The following is a 21,230-nucleotide window of genomic DNA, read 5'->3' as shown; positions in this document are numbered from 1 at the left end:
GGTTCATGTCCAAGATGGAGCCGGACGAGTCCCGACGCAAGTGCATGCCGCAGCGGCAGGTTCCCGCCGCGGCACCGTAGGCCCCAGTCCGCCCCCTACTCCGCCGCCACGCGATACCGCGCCGTGTCGTAGTTCAGCACCGGGCCGAGCCAGCGCTCGACCTCGGCAACGTCCATCCCCTTGCGGGCGGCGTAATCCTCGACCTGGTCGCGCTCCACCTTGGCGACGCCGAAGTAATGCGCGTCCGGATGGGCGAGGTAGAGGCCCGAGACCGAGGAGCCCGGCCACATCGCGTAGGATTCGGTGAGCTTGACGCCGATCCGCGGCTCGGCCTGGAGCAGGTCGAACAGCGTGACCTTCTCGGTGTGGTCGGGCTGGGCCGGGTAGCCCGGGGCCGGGCGGATGCCGGCATAGGGCTCGGTGACGAGGTCCGCCGGGGAATAGGTCTCGTCGGCCGCATAGGCCCAGAATTCCCGCCGCACCCGCTCGTGCATCCGCTCGGCGAAGGCCTCGGCGATGCGGTCGGCGAGCGCCTTGACCAGGATCGACTTGTAATCGTCGTTCTGGCGCTCGAAGCGCTCGGCGATCCGCACCTCCTCCAGGCCCGCCGTGACCACGAAGCCGCCGACATAGTCGGGCAGCCCGCTCTCGGCCGGCGCCACGAAGTCCGACAGGCAGGTATTGGGCCGCCCGTCGCGCTTCGAGAGCTGCTGGCGCAGGCCGTGGAAGGTGGCGAGCGTGTCGGTCCGGCTCTCGCCGGTGAACAGCCGGATGTCGTCGCCGACCGCGTTGGCCGGCCAGAAGCCGATCACCGCCTTCGGGTTGAACCAGCGCTCCTCGACGATCTGGCGCAGCATGGCTTGCGCGTCCTCGAACAGGGCGCGGGCGGCCGGCCCCTGCTCGGGGTCGTCGAGGATCGCCGGATAGCGGCCCTTGAACTCGTAGGTCTGCAGGAAGGGCGTCCAGTCGATATAGGGGACGAGTTCCGCCACCTCGTAGCTGCGAAAAACCCGCGTGCCGGTGAACGTCGGCTTGACCGGTGTGTAGGCCGACCAGTCGGGCTTGAAGGCGTTGGCGCGGGCTCGTGTGAGGGGAAGGCGCTGCTTGTCGGCCTCCGAGCGGGCATGGGCCTCGGCGACGCGCTTGTACTCGGCGCGCACCGTCTCGATCGTCTGCCCCCTGGTGTCGGGCGAGAGCAGGTTCGAGACCACGCCGACGGCGCGGCTGGCATCGGTCACGTAGACCGCCTGGCCCTTGGCATAGGCCGGGTGGATCTTCACCGCGGTGTGGACCCGGCTGGTCGTCGCCCCGCCGATGAGCAGCGGCACGTCGAAGCCCTCGCGCTCCATCTCGGCCGCGACGTGGACCATCTCGTCGAGGGAGGGCGTGATGAGGCCCGACAGACCGACGATGTCGACGTTCTCCTTGCGGGCGGTGTCCAGGATCTTGGCTGCCGGCACCATCACGCCGAGATCGATGATCTCGTAGTTGTTGCAGGCGAGCACGACGCCGACGATGTTCTTGCCGATGTCGTGGACATCGCCCTTCACCGTCGCCATCAGCACCTTGCCGGCCGCCTGCCGCCCGCCGACGCCCCCGTTGGCGGCTTTTTCCGCCTCCATGTACGGCATCAGGTAGGCCACCGCCTGCTTCATCACGCGGGCCGACTTCACCACCTGCGGCAGGAACATTTTTCCCGCGCCGAACAGGTCGCCGACCACGTTCATGCCGGCCATCAGCGGGCCCTCGATGACGTGGAGCGGACGGGCGGCTGCGGCGCGGGCCTCCTCGGTATCGGCCTCGATGTATTCGGTGATGCCGTTGACGAGCGCGTGCTCCAGGCGCTTCTCCACCGGCGCCTCGCGCCAGGCGAGATCGGCGGTCTTGTCGCGCGCCTGTCCCCCCTCCTTGAAGCGGGCGGCGGCGTCGAGCAGGCGCTCGGTGGCGTCCTCGCGGCGGTTGAGGACCACGTCCTCGCACAGCTCGCGGAGTTCGGCGGGCAGCTCGTCGTAGACCGCGAGCTGGCCGGCATTCACGATGCCCATGTCCATGCCGACCTTGATCGCATGGTACAGGAACACCGCGTGCATCGCCTCGCGCACCGGCTCGTTGCCGCGGAAGGCGAAGGACAGGTTCGAGATGCCGCCCGAGATATGGGCGTGCGGCAGGGTCTCGCGGATGATCCGCGCCGCCTCGATGAAGGCGACGCCGTAGCCGTCATGCTCCTCGATGCCGGTCGCCACCGCGAAGACGTTGGGATCGAAGATGATGTCCTCAGGGGGAAAGCCGACCTGTTCGGTCAGCACCTTGTAGGCGCGGGTGCAGATCGCGACCTTGCGCTCGAGCGAATCGGCCTGCCCGTCCTCGTCGAAGGCCATCACCACCACGGCGGCGCCGTAGGAGCGGCAGATCCTGGCCTCGTGGATGAACTTCTCCTCGCCCTCCTTGAGCGAGATCGAGTTCACGATCGCCTTGCCCTGCACGCATTTCAGGCCGGCCTCGATGACCGAGAACTTCGAGGAATCGATCATCACCGGGACGCGGGCGATGTCGGGCTCGGCGGCGACGAGGTTGAGGAACTCGACCATCGCCTTCTGCGAGTCGAGCAGGCCCTCGTCCATGTTGACGTCGATGATCTGGGCGCCGGCCGCGACCTGGTCGCGGGCGACGTCGAGGGCGGCGGCGTAGTCGCCGTTGGTGACGAGCTTACGGAAGCGCGCCGAGCCGGTGACGTTGGTGCGCTCGCCCACGTTCACGAACGGGATCTCGGGCGTCAGCGTGAAGGGCTCGAGGCCCGACAGGCGCATCAAGGGCTTCACGGTCGGCGCCCGGCGCGGCGCCTTGCCGGCCACCGCACCGGCGATGGCGCGGATGTGGTCCGGCGTGGTGCCGCAGCAGCCGCCGACCATGTTGACGAGGCCGCTCTCGGCGAACTCGCCGACGAGCCTGGCCATCGCCTCCGGGCTCTCGTCGTAGAGGCCGAACTCGTTCGGCAGGCCGGCATTGGGGTAGGCGCAGACCAGGGTGTCGCAGGTGCGCGACAATTCATCGATATGCGCGCGCATCTCGCGGGCGCCGAGCGCGCAGTTGAGGCCGAAGGTCAGCGGCTCGGCGTGGCGCAGCGAGTGCCAGAACGCGGTCGGGGTCTGGCCCGACAGGGTGCGGCCCGAGAGGTCGGTGATGGTGCCCGAGATCATGATCGGCAGGCGGGTGCCGGTCTCGTCGAAAACCTGCCAGGCCGCCGCCACCGCCGCCTTGGCGTTCAGCGTGTCGAACACCGTCTCGATCAGGATGAGTTCCGCGCCGCCGGCGATCAGGCCGCGGACCTGCTCGGCATAGGCCTCGCGGACCTGGTCGAAGGTGACAGCGCGGTAGCCCGGATTGTTGACGTCCGGCGAGATCGACAGGGTGCGGTTCGTCGGGCCGATGGCGCCGGCGACGAAGCGGCGGCGCCCGTCCTGCTTTTCGGCGAGAACCGCCGCCTCGCGGGCGAGCCGCGCGCCTTGCGCGTTCAGCTCGTGGATCACCGATTCCATGCCGTAATCGGCTTGGGCGATCGTGGTGCCCGAGAAGGTGTTGGTCTCGACGACGTCGGCGCCGGCGAGGAAATAGTCGAGGTGGATCTGCCGGATCGCGTCCGGTTGACTGAGGATCAGGAGATCGTTGTTGCCCTTCTGGTCATGGGCGTGATCGCGAAAGCGCTCGCTGCGGAAATCGGCCTCGGTCAGGCCGAGGCGCTGGATCACCGTGCCCATCGCCCCGTCGAGGACGAGGATCTTCTCCGCCGCGCGCCGGCGCAGGGCGGTCAGGATGTCGGCACCGTCGGCGGGGCGGAAATCGGTCATCGGGGTGTGGTTCCAGCGGGTCGGGCAGTACAATAGATGCAAAATTGAGCCGGGTCGCGCAGTACGACCCGGTTTGTCTGTGTCGGTCAATACGAGATTTTTCCCGACTCAGCGCCGGGTTTCAATCTCGGCGAGGCGTCGCTCGATCGCGTCCAGGCGCTCCTCGACTTCCGCAACTGCATAGCGGCCGAGGATGGACTCACCGTTGACCGCTTGCCGAAGATTGTCGAACCGCCGCTCGATCTTGTCGAAGCGCGCATCGTGTTCGTCGAGCTTGCGGTCGATCCGGTCGAATCGCTGCTCGAAGGCTGCGCGCATCTCACGCAGCAGCGGAACGATCATGTCCTGCGGTTCAGCCACGGAAGGCTCTCCTTGAGAGAAGACGGATCAGGCCGCCGCCTTCTCCGCCACCACCGGCGCCGCGCGCAAGCCCAAGAGGTGGCAGATCGCGTAGACGAGGTCGGCGCGGTTCATGGTGTAGAAATGGAAATCGGTGATGCCGCGGTCAACGAGATCCAGCACCTGCTCGGCGGCGACCGCCGCGGCCACCAGCTTGCGGGTGGCGACGTCGTCCTCCAGCCCCTCGAAGCGGGCGGCGAGCCAGTCCGGCACCGAGGCGCCGGTGCGGCGGGCGAAGTTGGCGGCCTGCTTGAAGTTCTGTACCGGCAGGATGCCGGGGATGATCGGAATATTGATGCCGCGCGCCCGCACCCGGTCGAGGTAGCGGAAGAACAGATCGTTCTCGAAGAAGAACTGGGAGATGGCGCGGTCGGCGCCGCAATCGACCTTGGCCTTCAGCGCGTCGAGATCCTGGTCGAGGGAGCCGGCCTCCGGGTGGCGCTCCGGATAGGCCGAGACCGAGACCTCGAAGTCGCCGATGCGCTTGATGCCGGCGACGAGGTCGCAGGAGCGCTCGTAGCCGCCCGGATGCGCCGTGTAGGCGGTGCCGACGCCCTCCGCCGGGTCGCCGCGCAGGGCCACGATGTGGCGCACGCCGGCCTCGTGATAGGCGCGCACCACGTCGTCGACCTCACCCCTGGTGGCGGCCACGCAGGTGAGGTGGGCGGCGGGCTTCAGGTCGGTCTCGCGCACCAGGCGCGCCACGGTGTTGTGGGTGCGCTCGCGGGTCGAGCCGCCGGCGCCGTAGGTCACCGAGACGAAGCTGGGGCCCAAGGGGGCCAGGCGCTCGATCGACGACCACAGGGTCGCTTCCATCTCGGCGGTCTTCGGCGGGAAGAACTCGAACGAGACCCGGATCGGGCGGTGGCTGTCGCGGCTGGGGCGGAAGGAGGAGGGGAACATCGGCGGCCTCGGCGGACGATCGAGAAAGGGGAGAATCAGGCGACGGCGCGGTCGGGCAGCCCGGCACCGATCTGCTGATCGGCGGCGGCCTCGGGGTGATGGGCGAGCCAGAGCGTGACGGTCAGCTGGTGCTCCGCGGCCCCGGAGGGCGCGAGGTGGCGCAGCCGCACGTCGGCCAGGCCGGCCTCGGAGAGCCAGCTCGCGACCTGCTCCGGAGCGAAGCCGAGGCGGCGATGCGCCTCGTCCGCGCGCAGGAATTCCAGGCTGTGGGGGGCGAAATCGACCACGAGGAGGCGGCCGCCCGGAGCGACGAGGCGGGCGGCCTCGCGAAGCGCCCGCGCCGGGTCGTCGAGATAATGCAGCACCTGGTGGATCAACACGAGATCGAAGCTCGCCCGGCCGAAGGGCGGGGCGTGGATGTCGCCCTGGCGCAGGTCGATCCGGGTCAGGCCCTGGCGCTCCAGGTTGGCGCGGGCGACCGAGAGCATCGTGTGGTTGGCATCCAACCCCGTCGCCCGGGCGGCCCGCGGCGCCAGGAGACCGAGCATCCGCCCGGTGCCGGTGCCGAGATCGACCACGCTGCCGATCGGGCCGCTCCCCAGCGCGTCGAGCACCGCCGCCTCGACGGTGGCCTCCGGCACGTGGAGCGAGCGGACTCGGTCCCATTGCGGCGCCAGCCGCGCGAAGAAGCTCTGGGCGGCTTCCGCGCGCTGCGCCCGCACCGCCTGGAGGCGCGCCCGGTCCTCGGAGAGCGGCGGCGCCGCGGTGTCGAGGGCCGCGATGAGGGGGGCGACCAAGGCAGCCATCCCCTCGCGCAGGCGGAAGAACGCCCAGGCGCCCTCACGGTGGCGCACCACCAGCCCGGCCTCGACCAGGAGCTTGAGGTGGCGGGAGATCCGCGGCTGCGACTGGCCGAGGATGTCGGTGAGGTCGGAGACCGACAACTCCCCCTCGCCGAGCAGCGCCAGGATGCGCAGGCGCGTCTCCTCCGCGGCGGCCCGCAGCACGCTCAAAGCGTCGACGAAGGGGACGGTGGCGGTCATAACTGGGGGCTCCTCGCCTCCGATGCGAAACATAAAGATATCTTTATGTGATGAATGCACGGGGCGCAAGCGGCGTTTCGCGGGCAGAAACGTGGCGGTGAGGGTGAATCGCGCGAACGCGGAGCCGAGAGCGGCGCTCATTCGGGGAAGGGCCGTCTGGGGAACGGTGTGGCGCCGGGTTTCCCCTCTCCCCGCGGACGGCAGGGCTGTCCGGGGAAAAGAGGAGGCGCGGGAAATCTCCCTCTCCCCGCGGGCGGGGAGAGGACTTGATCGACCTTGTCGTCGATGAAGTGAGCGGAGGCGAAAGCCGGAGCGAGGGTGAGGGGGAGGTTCCGGAAGAGCCTCATCCTGAGACACCCCCTCACCCTCGCGGCGAACCTGCGGTTCGCTGCTCCCTTCACCCCCGACGAGGGGGGTGAAGGCCTCTCCCCGCCCGCGGGGAGAGGGGAAAACTCGCGCCTCAATCTTTCCCCGGACAGCCCTGCACCCGCGGGAAGAGGAGAAGCCCGCGCCCTTTCTTTTCGCGATGCGCCGCGTTGACCGTACCCGGGAGCCTCCGGTATGTTCCCGCTTCGTTCGGGCTCCTCCGCCCGCCCAGGAGCGTCCCGCTGCCATGGCGCAGGCCACCTCCCCCGGCTCACCCTCCGGTTCGAATCCTCGCGGCAAGACCCTGTTCTTCTTCGAGAAACCCTCGGCGATGCGCCAGGTGCAGCGGTTCTTCCGCTCGCCCAGCACGGTCTGCGTCGCGGCCGAGGGGCACCTCCTGGAAGTGGCCGAGCCCGGGGAGATCCGACCGGACTGGAAGCCCTGGCGCTTCGACGCGCTGCCGATCGCCATGGAGCGGCTGCCGGTCGCACCCGGTCACGGCCGCTCGGGCCAGTCGCACGCGCCGAAGCTCGCGGCGATCCGCCAGGCGCTGTCCGGGGTCGAGCGGGTGATCATCGCGACCGATCCGGGGCGCGAGGGCTCGATGATCGCCTGGGAGGTCTTGGAGCATCTCGGCTGGCGCGGCCGGGTCGATCGCCTGCGCCTCGGGGCGCTCGACGAGATTTCGATCCGCCGCGCCTTCGGGCTGCTGGCGCGCGAGGACGATTCCGGCGAGCGCGACTATGCCGCCTATCTCGAGGCCCTGTGCCGGCAATACGAGGATTGGCATCTCGGCCTCAACGGCACGCGGGCGGTGTCGTTGCGCCTGCGCCCGCCGGCCTTCCGCGAGCCCTGGCGCTTCGGCGGCGTGCAGACGCCGACGCTGGCGATCCTGGCCGATCTCGAGGAGCGCATCCGCAATTTCGTGCCGCGCGACTTCTATAAGGTCGCCCTGCCGGTGACGACGGAGAGCGGCGCCGGCCTGACGCTCTGGCACGCGCCGAAGGACAAGATCTTCGCGATCGAGGACGCGGAGACGATCCGCGACGCCGCCGAGGGCTGGGCCGGCCCCCTCGCGGTGGTGCAGAAGGACGTGCGCCGGACGCCGCCCAAGCTCTTCTCGAAGGACACCCTGGCGCGCGCCTGCGCCAAGCGCTTCGGCTGGGACCCCCAAGTCACGGCGCGCCACGCGCAAGCGCTCTACGACAAGGGCTATCTCAGCTATCCCCGCACCGAATCGGTGCACCTGCCGGAATCGCAAGCCAAGGACGCCGCCGCGGTGCTCGCGGCGATCGCGGTGGCCGACAAGGATCTCTCCGCCCACAACCCGGCGACGCCGCAGATCCGCTGCGGGCCGAAGGGGCATTACGTCAAGGACCCGGGCGAGCACCACGCCATCGTGCCCCTGCGCAAGGTGCCCGGCCCGGGCGACGCCGCGCCCGAGGCGTTGCGGCTGTGGCTGCTCGTCGCCAAGAACTTTTTGGCCGCCCACATGGCCGACGGGATCGACGCCCGCACCACGGTGACGGCCGAGGTGGCGACGCCGCTCGGACAGAAGCGCTTCGTCATCACCGGCAGCGTGGTGAAGGTGCCGGGCTGGCGCGCCCTCTACGGCACCGAGGCCGACGAGGACGAGGTGGTGCCCGGCAAGGCCAAGGCCGACGACGAGCCGACCACCGGGCGCCTGCCGCCGGTCCGCGACGGCGAGGCCGGCACGGGCGGCGAACCGACGATCGAGACCGCCCGGACCGAGCCGCCCCGGCGCATCACCCGGGGCGAGCTGCCGGTGGTGATGGGCCGCCTGATCGACCAGATCGAGGATCCGGCCCTGAAGCGGGCGCTGGAGAACCCCGCCAACCCGACCGAGCCGAAGGGGCTGGGCACCGCCGCGACCCGCGACGCGGTGCTGCCGAAGCTGATGAAGAGCCACTACGTCACGCTGCTCAAGGGCAAGGACCCGGCGATCACCGTGACGGACGTGGGCCTCGCCTTCGTGGCCGCGGTACGCCGGGTGTTTCCGGCCTATGGCGACCCGGTCGGGCGGGCGGTGTTCGAATCGGAACTGGCCGAGATCGGTCGGGCGACGACGAAATCGGAAGCCGTGCGGCGGGCCGAGGCCTTCCGCCAGCGCACCCGCGAGCGGGTCGAGGCGTTGATCGGCGCGGTCTCGGGCGCCGAGCGGCTGGCGGTCGAGGGCGAGGCCCCGCCCCGCGGCGGCCGGGCGCCGACCGCCGCGATGGTGTCCTTCGCCAAGTCGCTCGCCGCCCGCAAGGGGATCCCCCTCCCCCCGGAGGCGACCCGCGAGGCCGGCGCCTGCCGGCTCTTCCTCAACACCCATGCGGGGCCCAGGACCGCCTTGGGGGAGGACAGGACCATTCCGACGGGCGATGGCGCGACCCGCCCACCGACCCCGGCGATGCTGCGCTTCGCCGCCTCGCTCGCCCGCGAGAAGCGCCTGGAGGCGCTGCCGCCCGAGATCGAGACCGACTTCAACGCCTGCCGCGCCTTCCTCGACGCTCATGCGGGCGGCGAGGCCAACGCGCCCTCCTCCCGCGAGGCCCCGGTCAAGAAGACCGCCATGAAGAAGGCCGCCGCGACCAAGACCCGCCGCCCGCGCACCCCTGCGAGCCCGGCCCGCGCGCCCCGCCGTCGCCGTACCGCCGAGGCATGAGGCGGCTGCCGGCAGACAGAGGCAAGAGGTAGCTGCCGGCAAACAATCGCCCGCGCGCCCGCACGAGACGGCTGGACAGGCGATCCGAGCGTCTCTATACCGCCGCTCAACGCCGCTGCCCCACGCAGCCGGCGGGCCCGGGTAGCTCAGTTGGTAGAGCATGCGACTGAAAATCGCAGTGTCGGCGGTTCGACTCCGTCCCCGGGCACCACTTCCTTATCTTTCGTAAGGGTGGTGCCGTCCCTGAACGGGGACGATCTCTGGTGCCTGAACCGTCTCCTCGCGCGGCGGTGCGCCCGGGTAGCTCAGTTGGTAGAGCATGCGACTGAAAATCGCAGTGTCGGCGGTTCGACTCCGTCCCCGGGCACCACTTCTCTGAACATTCCAGACCATTGATCGAGATTGGCAAGAAAGCTGACCGAGCTTTCCTGCGCTATTCTCGTATTTCGCTTCGGCAAAGGAAGGCTCGACCTCCTGTCAAAGTCGAACGCTCGTCATTCTTTCCTGCCCGTCATCCCGGGGCTCGCCGGAGGCGAGAACCCGGGAGCCATAACCGCTGACGGCTCGGGAACAGGCTGAACATGGCCGGCTCTATCCTGAAGAGTCAGCGGTTATGGATCCCGGGTTCCGCCGCGCGGCTCCGGGATGACACGGAGGGTTTCAGGTCTCCCTGTGCGATCGTCAGCCCGAGACCGTCAGGCTCGTGCAGCCCGTGCCACCGGTCCTTTCGCCGCCGACCCCCTCCCGCCCGACGCCGCGCGGCCCTGCCACAGGTTGAGCGGTACGGTCAGGAGCACCGTGCCGAGCACCCACCAGGCCGGGCGCACGTCGTAGGAGAAGTCGAGGTTGGCAGCGAGCACGGCGAGCGGGGGCACGCCGGTGGCGAGCGCGTACCACAGGGCCTCCAGCCCTGCCGTGGCGAGCCCGGCGGCCACGCTGAGGCCCAAGAGCGGCAGCGGCGCGGTCGGCACCTTGAGGTGGTGCATCAGCCGCCAGCCCATCAGGGCCAGGAACAGCCCGCTCCAGTAGACCGGGTTCGAGACGTCGATCTTCGATTGAATGAAGAAGTGCAGCAGGGCCAGGGCGGTGAGCGGGTAGACCAGCCGGTGCAGCCGCGGCCAGGCCTTGCCGAGGCGGCGGATCATCCCGTCGGTCGAGGTGACGCCGAGCACGACGAGGCCGAGCAGACCGGCGAACCCGATGGTGAGGTAGATGCGAAAAACGATCTCGCTCGCCACCCGGGCGAGGTCGAACTTCTGGTCGGCGATGTAGAGGGTGAAGTGCACCAGCGCGTAGGCGAGCGCGGTGAGCCCCAGCATCCGCCGCACCAGGATCAGCTTCGGCGCGTTGGCGATGCGCCGCATCGGCGTGACCGCGAGCGAGAGGATCAGGAACCGCACCGACCAGTCGCCCATGGCGTGGAGATAGGCGGTCAGCGGCTTCGCGCCGAGGCGGTCGAGGGCGTAGGCCCCGGTGAACCACAGGCCGGGCGCGAGCGCGAGGAGGAAGACCGCGAGCTTGAACCGCGACAGGCGGCCGGCGCGGTCGAGCCAAGGGTAGGCCAGACGAGGAAAGGCGATCCGGGGTGGGGCGAGCATTCGGGAACCGGGAGCAGGGCTGACTGCGCCACAGATAAGCCGCGAGCGGAGGTTTGACCCGATCCGCCGACCACACGATGGCGTGAGAGGCCGCCCCTCACCGGAGACGAAGCCGTGCCGCGCAAAGCCCTCGCCGCCCTCCTGATGCTGCTGGCGCCCGCGGCGCAAGGAGCCTGCCCCACCCCGCCGGCCCCGCCGCCGGCGAGCGAGAAGCCGGTGAAGCCCGCCCTGCCGCAGAAGCCCGCCTGCCTCGATGCCAAGGGCGGCTGCCCGGGCTGGGAGGCCTACACCTACAATGACGGGATCAAGGCCTACAACGCGCAGCTCGGCCCCTACCGCACCGGCGCCGAGGCCTATGCGCGCAAGCTCAAGGCCTTTGCCGACGGCAGCGTGGCCTACGCGAACTGCGAGATGCAGTCGATGCAGTGATCCGCCACCCGGAAGAGACCGTCCGGAGGAGTGGATCGCCAGTGAGCCGTGGCGCGCCGCATGCGCGCCACGGGTGAGGCCTCAATGGTGCGGGCGCGGGGTCGATACCCGGTCCGGGCGCAGCAGGCGGCCGCAATTGGTGCCGCTGCCGTTCGGCAGGTCGACGCAGACGTTCTGCATCATGCCCTGGTCCTCGTGATCGAGGATGTGGCAATGCAGGACATATTCGCCAATGTAGCGCTGATAGCGGGTGCGAATCTTGATCGTGTAGGTCGAGGAGTCGAGCTTGGCGGGAAAGTCCGCCGGTTTCTCGATCAGGTTCTTGACCCACAACGTGTCCTTCCACACGCCCTTCAGGCCGGGATATTGCGTGTCGGTGCCGCCGGCCTGGTCGACCGCACCCGGCGCGCTGACGTCGACCCCGTTCGGATCGCGGATCTCGACGATCTGGAACGGGTTGACGTGGATGTGGAACGGGTGGCTGGCGAAGGCCGATTGCAGCGTCCATTCGTCGACCCCGCCGAGGGGCAGCAGCCGGTCGACGACACTCGGATCGTAGGGCCGGGGCGCGAACGTCGCCGGATCGAACTTCTTCGGGTCGAAGGACGTGTTGCCGACCTCGAAGGTCGCCGGCTTGCCGGGCTCGATCTTGATGAAGAAGGTCAGCTCCTGCCGGCCGGTGACCTCGCCCTCGGCGATGTCGGGATGGGGCACGAAGCGGGTGAGCTTGAGACCGTCCTTCAGGTCGGCGACGACGCTCGGCTTGACCGAAGCCGGCATGGTCCGCTCGGCCGCGGCCACCAGCGCCTCGGTCAGGGCAGCGGCGGGGTCCGGCGCCGGGGTGCCGGGCGCGACCGCGACCGTGGCGAGCAGCTGGCGCTCGCGCGCGGACTGGGTGACGCTGGCGGCGCCCACCACGGCCTCGTTGGTGACGCAGTAATCGCCCGCCTCCGGGAAGATCACGAGGGCGTCGTTGCGGTAGCCGGGCTGCAGGGTCGTGGCGGTGGTCTTGAACGCCGCCTTCATGGTCAGGCCGTCGGCGGCGACCAGATGGTAGGCGATCGGCGCACCGTCGCAATACCGGGCGAGGTACTGCGCGATCTGCGCCTTGCCGAGATTGACCGGATCGGGAGCGCCCGGCTTGCGCGGCCGGAAGGCCAGCACGATCGTGTCGCGCACGCCGCCATGGATCAGGCGCCAGCGCTCGACGCGCCCGGCCCGGGCCTCGAAATGCGGGCGCATGAGCCCGTTGATCGTGGTGAAGCGGCCCGAGGTCGACCAGGATTGGGGCCCGAACTGGTCGTAGCGATTCGTCGGATCGGGACCCAGCTCGATGCCGCCGACGTCGCCCGGATCGCAGACCCAGCCGCCGTCGGGTCCCGTCTTGATCTTACCCGTCGCGTCGCGGCAAGCATACTGGATCTGCTGCAGGACGAGCAGGCGCTCCTCCATGCTGCTGCCGTCGCCGTTGGTCAGCAGCGTGTCGATGTCGCCGTTGGCGTTCGCCTGCGGCAGGCGGTTCCCCCGCACGACGAGGGCGCCGGCCATGCCGCTCGACACCTGCAACGCCGTCGAGCCGTGCCGGTGGGTGTGGTACCAGAAGGTGCCGGACGGGTGATCGTCCGGGAGATCGTAGTAATAGGTGAAGCTCTGCTTCGGATCGATCGACACCAGCACGTTGTCGCCGTTGCCGGCAGGGCTGACCCAGAGGCCGTGCGAGTGGAGGTTGGTGCTGTTGGCGCAGTGCGGCGTGTTCGGCGCGGCATGGCCGCCGGCGCAATCCGGCTCGGGCTCGAGATCGTTGTGCAGGGCGACGGTGACGCGCTGGCCCGGGGCGACCTCGATGACCGGCGCCACGTAGGGCGCCGACGGATCGACGCCCTCGCCGGTATAGCTGCGCAGGCTGACCTGGTCGTTCCGGCCCGTCGCCGGGTTGTACAGGGTGCCGGCGATCTTCCTGACATGGAGGTCGAGCGTGCGCCGCGGTGCCGGCGCCGTCACCGCCGCGCCCGGGGCGAAGCCCCGGAGCCGCGGCGTGCTCGCGCCCCGCTCGCCGAGGATCGGCGGGTTGGCGAAGAGCGGGCTTTTCGCGGGCGCCGCCGCAGGCCCGGCCGGAGCCGCCGCGGGCCCGGTCTGCGCCGCGACCGGCCCGGCCGCGAGGGCCGCCAGCAGGGCGAGGGGCACGGCCCGCCGCCGGCGCGGCGGAGCGGATCGGGGCCCGGTCGTCGGGCGTCCAGCCTGGTCGATCGGCATGCGTCAAGGCCTCGTGTCTGATCGGGTCGATGGGAGGGCGCGCAGGCCGGCCTCGCAGGGGGTTCAGGCCCGTTTCACGGCGATGAACGAGGCGACGGTGCCGGCCGGCGCACCGCCATGGGGCTTTGCCCGGATCACCGTCCCGACCAGGGCCGGGACCTGGCCCACGCCGTTGGGCCAGCGATAGGCGGGCACGCCGCGATAATCGTATTCCCAGCCCGCCGTCGGCGTTCCGGCGCGGCCCAGGCCGACGAGGGCGATCTCCGCTCCCGCCGCGGCGCTCCCCGTGAGATCGAGCACGTAGCCGCCGCCCATGTCGAGCATGCCGGTCACGGCCTCTCCGTCGAGACGAAGGTCGAACACGCCCTCGCCAAAAATGTTCTGCGCCGCCTTGTCCGGATCACCGGAGATCAAAGCGGGATCGTTCCTGTAGCTGCGATAGGTCCACAGGCCGGACACATCAGCCATGGATCACCTCAATCGACTTGACGACAGGATCCATGATCGCACCCATCCTTTTTCGGAGCGACGTCGATCCGTTTTCGTGAGTACTTGCCGGTCTCCGGGCGACGAACGAATCGTTCGGAGCGACCGATGATTGTAGCATTGAGGTTGTTTTGACAACCCTACCGTCACGGAAATGAGCGGTTCAGCAGAAAGCGACTATCGCATCCCGGCACTGGTCGATCCGCCCGGCGCCCGGGGCCCGGATCGGGGCCGAGGAAGGGCTGCCCTCTCGGCCGGACCATCGCGCTCGCGGGGGAGAGACCGCTTCGGCGGGCGGTGGCCGGCGTGCTACGATGCCGGCCGCAGGAGTGCCACCGACAGGTTCGACGCGATGACGCCGCTTCCGCAGAGACACATGAACGTGGACGAGTACCTGGCCTGGAGCCAAACCAATCCAGGACGCTACGAGCTCGTGCAGGGCGAGGTCTACACGATGACACCGGAGCGCGTGCTGCACGCCGAGGTCAAGGCCGCCGTCTACGTCGCGTTGAGGCGCGGCATCCGGGCTGCTGCGCTGTCTTGCCGAGCCCTGCCGGATGGCATGACCGTCCGGATCGACGCTCGTACGGCGTATGAGCCGGATGCCCTGGTCTATTGTGGACCACGCAGGGACGCGAACTCCGTCGAGATTCCCGATCCGGTCATCGTCGTCGAAGTCCTGTCTCCCAGCACCCGCCGGACCGATGCGAGCGAGAAGCTCTCCGGCTATTTCCGGGTGCCGAGCATCCATCACTACCTGATGGTCGATCCGGATCGCCGTACGGTCGTCCACCATCGCCGGGCCGGCGACGGGATCGACAGCACGTCCCTGCAGGACGGCACCCTCGTCCTCGACCCGCCGGGCCTCGAACTCACCATCGCATCCCTGTTCGAAGAGCCGTGAGGCGGCGCTTGACCCTCCCGGCGGCGGATGCGACAGCCGCGCCATTTCCTTGCGCGCGAGCCCCTGCATGACCTCCTCCCTCGACCTCCTCGTCCTCGGCAACGCCATCGTCGACGTGATGGCCCGCACCGACGAGGCCTTCCTGGTGCGTGAGGGCGTGCACAAGGGCGCGATGCAGCTCATCGACGAGGCGCGGGCCGAGCACCTGTTCGGGGTGATGGGACAGGCCACGATCATCTCGGGCGGCTCGGGCGCCAACACGGCGGTCGGCGCGGCGCTCCTCGGCGCGCGGGCGGCCTTCATCGGCAAGGTGCGGAACGACGAGCTCGGCCGCCTCTTCGCCCACGACCTCAACGCCACCGGCGTGCATTTCGGCGTCGCCCCGGCGACGGAAGGCCCGGCCACCGCCCGCTGCTTCGTGCTGGTGACGCCGGACGGCGAGCGCACCATGAACACCTATCTCGGCGCCTGCCAGGGCCTCTCCGCCGCGGACGTGGACGAGGAGACCGTGCGGAGCGCCCGCCACGTCTACCTCGAGGGCTACCTGTGGGACCCGCCGGCCGCCAAGGAGGCGTTCCGCAAGGCGGCCAAGATCGCTCATGGTGCCGGCAACAAGGTCGCGCTGACCCTGTCGGACGCCTTCTGCGTCGACCGCTACCGCGACGAGTTCCTGGGGCTGATCCGCGACGGCAGCCTCGACATCCTGTTTGCCAACATCCACGAGCTGAAGAGCCTGTACCAGACCGCCGACGCCGAGACGGCTTTGGCCGCGCTCCGCCAGGAGGCGGGGCTCCTCGGGGTCGTCACCCGCTCGGAAGAGGGCGCCCTGGTCGTCTCGGGGGCTGAGACCCGGTCCGTGCCGGCCTCGCCCGTGCGCGAGGTGGTCGACACCACCGGTGCCGGCGACCTGTTCGCGGCGGGCTTCCTCGCCGGCCTCGCCCGCGGCCTCGACCACGCCGATTGCGCCCGCCTCGGTGCGGTGGCGGCGGCGGAGATCATCTCGCATCTCGGCGCCCGGCCGCAAGGAGACCTCAAGGCCTTGGCGGAGCAGGCGGGCCTGTAAAGGTCTTCAGACGGGCGGCGCTTCCGTCAGAGCTTAGGCGATGATAGGGAGCGTCGCACGCCCGTCACGGCGGTGCGGCACGGCACTCAAGACACCACCCGCCAGGGAGCGGCCCCGTTGGTCGAGAACCGCCGCTTCGGCAACCTGATCCCGCATCTCGTGCTCTGCCTCGGGGTCGGGATCGTCGTCTTCCCGGTCTATCTCGCGCTGATCGGCTCGACGCACGATGCCGCCACCATCGCCAACGGCCAGATGCCGCTCTGGCCGGGGGGCCACGGCTTCGAGACCTACCGGCGGGCGCTGACCGAATCCGGCATGGCCGGCGTCCCCGTCGGGGTGATGCTGCTGAACAGCACGATCATGGCGCTCGCCATCGCACTGGGCAAGATCTTCATCTCCCTGCTCTCGGCCTATGCGCTGATCTACTTCAAGTTTCCGCTCCGGCAGACGGCCTTCTGGGCGATTTTCGTCACCCTGATGCTGCCGGTCGAGGTGCGCATCTACCCGACCTACAAGGTCGCGGCCGATCTCGGCCTGCTCGATACCTATGCCGGCCTCGCCCTGCCGCTGATCGCCTCGGCGACGGCGACGCTGCTGTTTCGCCAGTTCTTCCTCACGGTGCCGAACGAGCTCGTCGAGGCCTCCCGCATCGACGGGGCCGGGCCGGTGCGGTTCTTCCTCGACACCCTGCTGCCGCTCTCGCGCACCACGATGGCGGCCCTGTTCGTGATCCAGTTCCTGTATGGCTGGAACCAGTATCTCTGGCCGCTGCTGGTCACCACCCGCGACGACATGCAGACTGTGGTGATCGGCCTGCGCAAGATGACCTCGATCACCGACCAGCTCACCGAGTGGCAGATCGTCATGGCGACCGCCGTGCTGGCGATGCTGCCGCCGGTCGTGGTCGTGTTCGCGATGCAGAAGCTGTTCGTGCGCGGCCTCGTGGAGACCGAGAAGTGATCGCTTTCCGTATGATCGGGTGCCTCTGATGGCCGGCCTCGCCCTCGACCAACTCCGAAAAACCTATTCCGGCGGCGTCGAGGCGGTGCGCGGCGTCTCGCTCGACGTGCCGGACGGCGCCTTCTGCGTCCTCGTCGGCCCCTCGGGCTGCGGCAAGTCCACCGTGCTGCGGATGATCGCCGGCCTCGAGACCGTGACCTCGGGGGCGATCACCATCGGCGGCCGCACCGTCAACGACGTCGAGCCCGCCGACCGCGACATCGCGATGGTGTTCCAGAACTACGCGCTCTATCCGCATATGCGCGTCTACGACAACCTGGCCTACGGCTTGCGCAACCGCGGCACGCGTAAAGACGAGATCGAGACCCGGGTGACCGAGGCCGCGCGGCTGCTCGGCCTCGAGGCGATGCTGACGCGCTATCCGCGCCAGCTCTCGGGCGGCCAGCGCCAACGCGTCGCCATGGGGCGGGCGATCGTGCGGAAGCCCCAGGTCTTCCTGTTCGACGAGCCTTTGTCGAACCTCGATGCCAAGCTCCGGGTGCAGATGCGGGTCGAGATCCGCCGCCTGCAACGCCAGCTCGGCGTCACCACGGTCTACGTCACCCACGACCAGGTCGAGGCGATGACCATGGCCGACCGGCTGGTGGTGATGAATGGCGGACAGATCGAGCAGGTCGGTAGCCCGATCGAGATCTATCGCCGCCCGGCCACCCGCTACGTCGCGACCTTCATGGGCTCGCCGCCGATGAACATCCTGCCCGCCGAGGCCGTGGCGGGGGGCGTGCGGATCGACGGGACGGTGATCCCGGTGACCGGCATGAAAGCCGGCACCGCGGTCGAGGCCGGCATCCGGCCCGAGGACCTGCAAATCGCCGAGGACGGGCTGCCCTTCCGTGTCGCCTTCGTCGAGGAGCTCGGCGCCACCCGCCTGCTGCACGGGCCGCTCGCCGGCACCGACGTGGCGGTGCAGGTGCCCGCCGGCTCCGCCACGCAGGAGGGCGACACGGTGCGCCTCGCGATCGACGGAAGCGCGCTCCACCTGTTCGACCCCGCCTCCGGGCGGCGATTGACGCAGGGCTGACCGGAGGCCGGCGGCCTTTCCCGCTGCCTAAGCCTCGGCGTATGCAGGCGGAACGCGATCCCGCAGAAGCGGGATCTGAGGCGTCATCCCGCAAACGGGAGACGCGTGACTGGGAGGCTCGGTCTTCGTGCACAAACCCCTCGCCGGCATCAAGGTGCTCGAACTCGCCCGCATCCTGGCCGGTCCCTGGATCGGCCAGCTCCTGGCGGATCTCGGCGCCGACGTGGTCAAGGTCGAGCGGCCGGTCGTCGGCGACGACACCCGGACCTGGGGCCCGCCCTTCGTCGAGGGCGCGGACGGCGAAACGCTCTCGGCCTCGTACTTCCACTCGACGAACCGCGGCAAGCGCTCGGTCGCGGCCGATTTCGAGACCGAAGACGGCCAGGCCGTGGTGCGCAAGCTCGCCGCCCATGCCGACGTGGTGATCGAGAACTTCAAGGTCGGCGGCCTGAAGAAGTACGGCCTCGACCACGAGGCTCTGAGCGCCCTCAACCCGCGGCTGATCACCTGCTCGGTCACCGGCTTCGGCCAGAACGGGCCCTACGCGCCGCGGGCCGGCTACGACTTCATGGTCCAGGGGCTGGGCGGGATCATGTCGCTCACCGGCGAGCCCGAGGGCGAGCCGGTCAAGACCGCGGTCGCCTTCGCGGACGTGTTCACCGGGGTCTACGGCACGGTGGCGATCCTCGCCGCGCTCCAGGGCCGGCACGCCACCGGCAAGGGCTGCCACATCGACATGGCACTCCTCGACACCCAGGTCTCGGTGCTCGGTAACCAGGCGCTGGTCTACCTCGTGTCGGGCATGCTGCCGCCCCGGATGGGCAACGAGCATACCAGCATCGTCCCCTATCAGGTCTTCCCGACGTCGGACGGCCACATCATCGTCGCCTGCGGCAATGACGGGCAGTTCCAGAAGTTCTGTGGTGTCCTCGGCACGACCTGGCACCTCGATCCGGACTATTCCACCAATCCGGGCCGCGTCACCCGCCGCGACGTGCTGATCCCGCTCATCGCAGCCGAGACCGGCCGCCACACCAAGGCCGATCTGCTGGCCCGGCTCGGCGCCGTCAACGTCCCGGTGGGCCCGATCAACGACCTCGCCGAGGTCTTCTCCGACCCGCAGGTGGTCCATCGCGGGATGCGCCTCGACCTGCCCGATCCCCGGGCGAAGGGCGGCACGATCCCGAGCGTGCGCTCGCCGATCGTCATCGACGGCGTGCCGATGGCCGCCCAGACCGCCTCGCCGCAGGTGGGGGACCATACGCAGAGCGTGCTGGCGGATCCGGCCTGGGGCGGGTGAACCCGTCCCGATTCCAAAAAACGGGCCGCGCGCGTGATGCTGCTCTCTCTCCCACCCTTGACCTCATCCTAAGGTGTCAGTCGATCAGAGATCGGCTGACCTCGAAGGAGGGCTCCAGAGATGTCAGGGTCATCTGGAGCCCTCCTTCGAGGCTCGTTTCACTCGCACCTCAGGATGAGGTTGCGAGCAGGACGGGCCGCCACCAACACTGAGCCGGGCCTTGAGAGACCACCGGAGGACACACCCATGACCGACGCCCCCCGCCCCCGCACCGGCGGGCAGATCCTGGTGGACCAGCTCGCCCGCCACGGCGTCGGCGACATCTTCTGCGTCCCCGGCGAGAGCTATCTCGCGGTGCTCGACGCGCTGCACGACGCGCAGATCCGCCTCACCGTCTGCCGGCAGGAGGGCGGCGCCGCCATGATGGCGGAGGCGCACGGCAAGCTGACGGGCAAGCCCGGGATCTGCTTCGTCACCCGCGGGCCCGGCGCCACCAACGCCTCGCCCGGCCTGCACATCGCCAAGCAGGATTCGACCCCGATGATCCTGTTCGTCGGCCAGATCGAGCGGGCGGCGCGGGAGCGCGAGGCGTTCCAGGAACTCGATTACCGGGCGGTGTTCGGCACCATCGCCAAGTGGGTGACCGAGATCGACAGCGCCGACCGGCTGCCGGAACTGATCGCCCGCGCCTTCCACGTCGCCACCGCCGGCCGGCCCGGACCGGTGGTGATCGCGCTGCCCGAGGACATGCTGGTCGAGACCGCGACGGTCGCGGATGCTCCCGCCTTCCGGCCGGTCGAGACCCATCCGGCCCTGTCCCAGATGGTCGCTTTGCAGAACCTCCTGGCGCAGGCGGAAAAACCCTTCGCGATCCTCGGCGGCAGCCGCTGGTCGGCGGAGGCCGTGCGGCGCTTCACGCGCTTCGCCGACCTGTTCTCGCTCCCCGTCGCCTGCTCGTTCCGGCGCCAGGGCCATTTCCCGGCCGATCACCGCTGCTATGCCGGCGATCTCGGCCTCGGCGTCAACCCGAAGCTGCTGGCCCGGATCAAGGAGTCGGATCTGCTTCTCGTCGTCGGCGGGCGGCTGTCGGAGATCCCGTCCCAGGGCTACACTTTGCTGGATATACCCGGCCCGCGCCAGCGCCTCGTCCACATCCATCCCGATCCGGAGGAGCTGGGCCGCGTCTACAGCCCGGCGCTCGCCATCAACGCGAGCCCGACCGCCTTCGCGGCGGCGATCGAGACGGTGCAGCCGCCCCGGACCTTGCCCTGGGCCGCCGGCACCGAGGCCTTACACGCCGATTACCTCGCCTGGAGCGATCCGACCCGGATCACCACCCCGGGCACGCTCCAGATGGGTGGCGTGATGGCCCACTTGCGCGAGACGCTGCCGGCCGACGCGATCCTGTGCAACGGCGCGGGCAACTTCGCCACCTGGGTCCACCGGTTCTGGCCGTTCCGGGCCCATGACGGCCAGCTCGCCCCGACCTCGGGCTCGATGGGCTACGGCGTCCCCGCCGCCGTCGGCGCCAAGCGCCTGCTGCCCGAGCGCACGGTCGTGGTGGTGTCGGGCGACGGCGACTTCCTGATGAACGGGCAGGAATTCGCCACCGCCGTCCAGTACGGGCTGCCGATCATCGTGATCCTGGTCGATAACGGCATGTACGGCACGATCCGGATGCATCAGGAGCGGGAATATCCCGGCCGCGTCTCCGGCACCGCGCTGAAGAATCCCGATTTCGCCGCCTATGCCACGGCCTTCGGCGGCTACGGCGAGCGGGTCGAGCGCACCGAGGACTTCCCGGCGGCCCTGGCGCGGGCGCGGGATTCCGGCCTGCCGGCGATCCTGCACTGCCCGATCGATCCCGAGGCGATCACCCCGACCACGACGATCCAGGCCCTGCGGGACCGGAAGCGGGCCTGAAGCTTC

General features: G+C 69.7%; 15 protein-coding genes and 2 tRNA genes. 10 read left to right on the top strand and 7 right to left on the bottom strand.

The annotated features are described in order from the left end of the window. Positions 1 to 95 precede the first annotated feature (95 nt). The 4 genes from metH to HBB12_RS13835 form a co-directional block, all read right to left on the bottom strand. Positions 96 to 3,845, bottom strand: coding sequence for a methionine synthase (gene metH, locus HBB12_RS13850; RefSeq protein WP_236989876.1), 3,750 nt, complete (start codon positions 3,843 to 3,845; stop codon positions 96 to 98). Between the two features lie 108 nt (positions 3,846 to 3,953). After that, positions 3,954 to 4,205 carry a hypothetical protein gene (locus HBB12_RS13845; protein ID WP_236989875.1) on the bottom strand — a complete coding sequence of 84 codons (252 nt, stop codon included), beginning with the start codon at positions 4,203 to 4,205 and terminating at the stop codon, positions 3,954 to 3,956. Between the two features lie 27 nt (positions 4,206 to 4,232). Then, a complete protein-coding gene (gene metF, locus HBB12_RS13840) occupies positions 4,233 to 5,147 on the bottom strand; it encodes a methylenetetrahydrofolate reductase [NAD(P)H] (protein ID WP_236989874.1) in 915 nt (304 codons plus the stop codon). 35 nt (positions 5,148 to 5,182) lie between these two features. After that, positions 5,183 to 6,190, bottom strand: coding sequence for an ArsR/SmtB family transcription factor (locus HBB12_RS13835; protein WP_236989873.1), 1,008 nt, complete (start codon positions 6,188 to 6,190; stop codon positions 5,183 to 5,185). A 613-nt stretch (positions 6,191 to 6,803) separates the two neighbouring features. Between HBB12_RS13835 and HBB12_RS13830 the strand changes: the two genes are divergently transcribed. From HBB12_RS13830 to HBB12_RS13820, 3 genes are all read left to right on the top strand, one after another. Next, entirely contained in the window at positions 6,804 to 9,227 is a 2,424-nt protein-coding gene (locus HBB12_RS13830; protein ID WP_236989872.1) for a type IA DNA topoisomerase, read from the top strand. A 135-nt stretch (positions 9,228 to 9,362) separates the two neighbouring features. Beyond that, positions 9,363 to 9,438 (top strand) — tRNA-Phe (locus HBB12_RS13825). Between the two features lie 83 nt (positions 9,439 to 9,521). Next, positions 9,522 to 9,597 (top strand) — tRNA-Phe (locus HBB12_RS13820). A gap of 325 nt (positions 9,598 to 9,922) precedes the next feature. Here HBB12_RS13820 and msrQ read toward each other — a convergent pair. After that, positions 9,923 to 10,825 carry a protein-methionine-sulfoxide reductase heme-binding subunit MsrQ gene (gene msrQ / locus HBB12_RS13815; RefSeq protein ID WP_236989871.1) on the bottom strand — a complete coding sequence of 301 codons (903 nt, stop codon included), beginning with the start codon at positions 10,823 to 10,825 and terminating at the stop codon, positions 9,923 to 9,925. 144 nt (positions 10,826 to 10,969) lie between these two features. On the opposite strand from msrQ, the gene HBB12_RS13810 reads away from it, so the two are divergent. Then, positions 10,970 to 11,254, top strand: coding sequence for a hypothetical protein (locus tag HBB12_RS13810; RefSeq protein WP_236992774.1), 285 nt, complete (start codon positions 10,970 to 10,972; stop codon positions 11,252 to 11,254). A gap of 81 nt (positions 11,255 to 11,335) precedes the next feature. Here HBB12_RS13810 and HBB12_RS13805 read toward each other — a convergent pair whose 3' ends face one another. Further along, on the bottom strand, positions 11,336 to 13,507 hold the full coding sequence (locus tag HBB12_RS13805; protein WP_236989870.1) for a multicopper oxidase family protein: 2,172 nt from the start codon (positions 13,505 to 13,507) through the stop codon (positions 11,336 to 11,338). A 63-nt stretch (positions 13,508 to 13,570) separates the two neighbouring features. After that, positions 13,571 to 13,975: a hypothetical protein gene (locus tag HBB12_RS13800; protein ID WP_236989869.1), complete on the bottom strand. Its 405-nt coding sequence runs from the start codon at positions 13,973 to 13,975 to the stop codon at positions 13,571 to 13,573. A gap of 370 nt (positions 13,976 to 14,345) precedes the next feature. On the opposite strand from HBB12_RS13800, the gene HBB12_RS13795 reads away from it, so the two are divergent. From HBB12_RS13795 to HBB12_RS13770, 6 genes are all read left to right on the top strand, one after another. Then, positions 14,346 to 14,897 (top strand): Uma2 family endonuclease, encoded by a 552-nt coding sequence (locus HBB12_RS13795; RefSeq protein WP_236989868.1) that lies wholly within the window; start codon positions 14,346 to 14,348, stop codon positions 14,895 to 14,897. 67 nt (positions 14,898 to 14,964) lie between these two features. After that, positions 14,965 to 15,960, top strand: coding sequence for an adenosine kinase (locus HBB12_RS13790; RefSeq protein ID WP_236989867.1), 996 nt, complete (start codon positions 14,965 to 14,967; stop codon positions 15,958 to 15,960). 117 nt (positions 15,961 to 16,077) lie between these two features. After that, positions 16,078 to 16,920: a sn-glycerol-3-phosphate ABC transporter permease UgpE gene (gene ugpE / locus HBB12_RS13785; protein ID WP_236989866.1), complete on the top strand. Its 843-nt coding sequence runs from the start codon at positions 16,078 to 16,080 to the stop codon at positions 16,918 to 16,920. Positions 16,921 to 16,948: 28 nt separating this feature from the next. Beyond that, positions 16,949 to 18,001 (top strand): ABC transporter ATP-binding protein, encoded by a 1,053-nt coding sequence (locus tag HBB12_RS13780; protein WP_236989865.1) that lies wholly within the window; start codon positions 16,949 to 16,951, stop codon positions 17,999 to 18,001. Between the two features lie 127 nt (positions 18,002 to 18,128). Next, complete coding sequence (locus HBB12_RS13775) at positions 18,129 to 19,301, top strand: CaiB/BaiF CoA transferase family protein (protein WP_236989864.1); 1,173 nt, start codon at positions 18,129 to 18,131, stop codon at positions 19,299 to 19,301. 246 nt (positions 19,302 to 19,547) lie between these two features. Continuing rightward, entirely contained in the window at positions 19,548 to 21,224 is a 1,677-nt protein-coding gene (locus tag HBB12_RS13770) for a thiamine pyrophosphate-binding protein (protein WP_236989863.1), read from the top strand. The last annotated feature ends 6 nt before the right edge of the window (positions 21,225 to 21,230 follow it).

This window comes from Methylobacterium sp. SyP6R, assembly GCF_019216885.1.
Taxonomy (GTDB): Bacteria; Pseudomonadota; Alphaproteobacteria; order Rhizobiales; family Beijerinckiaceae; genus Methylobacterium.
The sequence above is the reverse complement of the archived record's forward strand: the minus strand, read 5'-3'. Positions and strand labels throughout refer to the sequence as shown.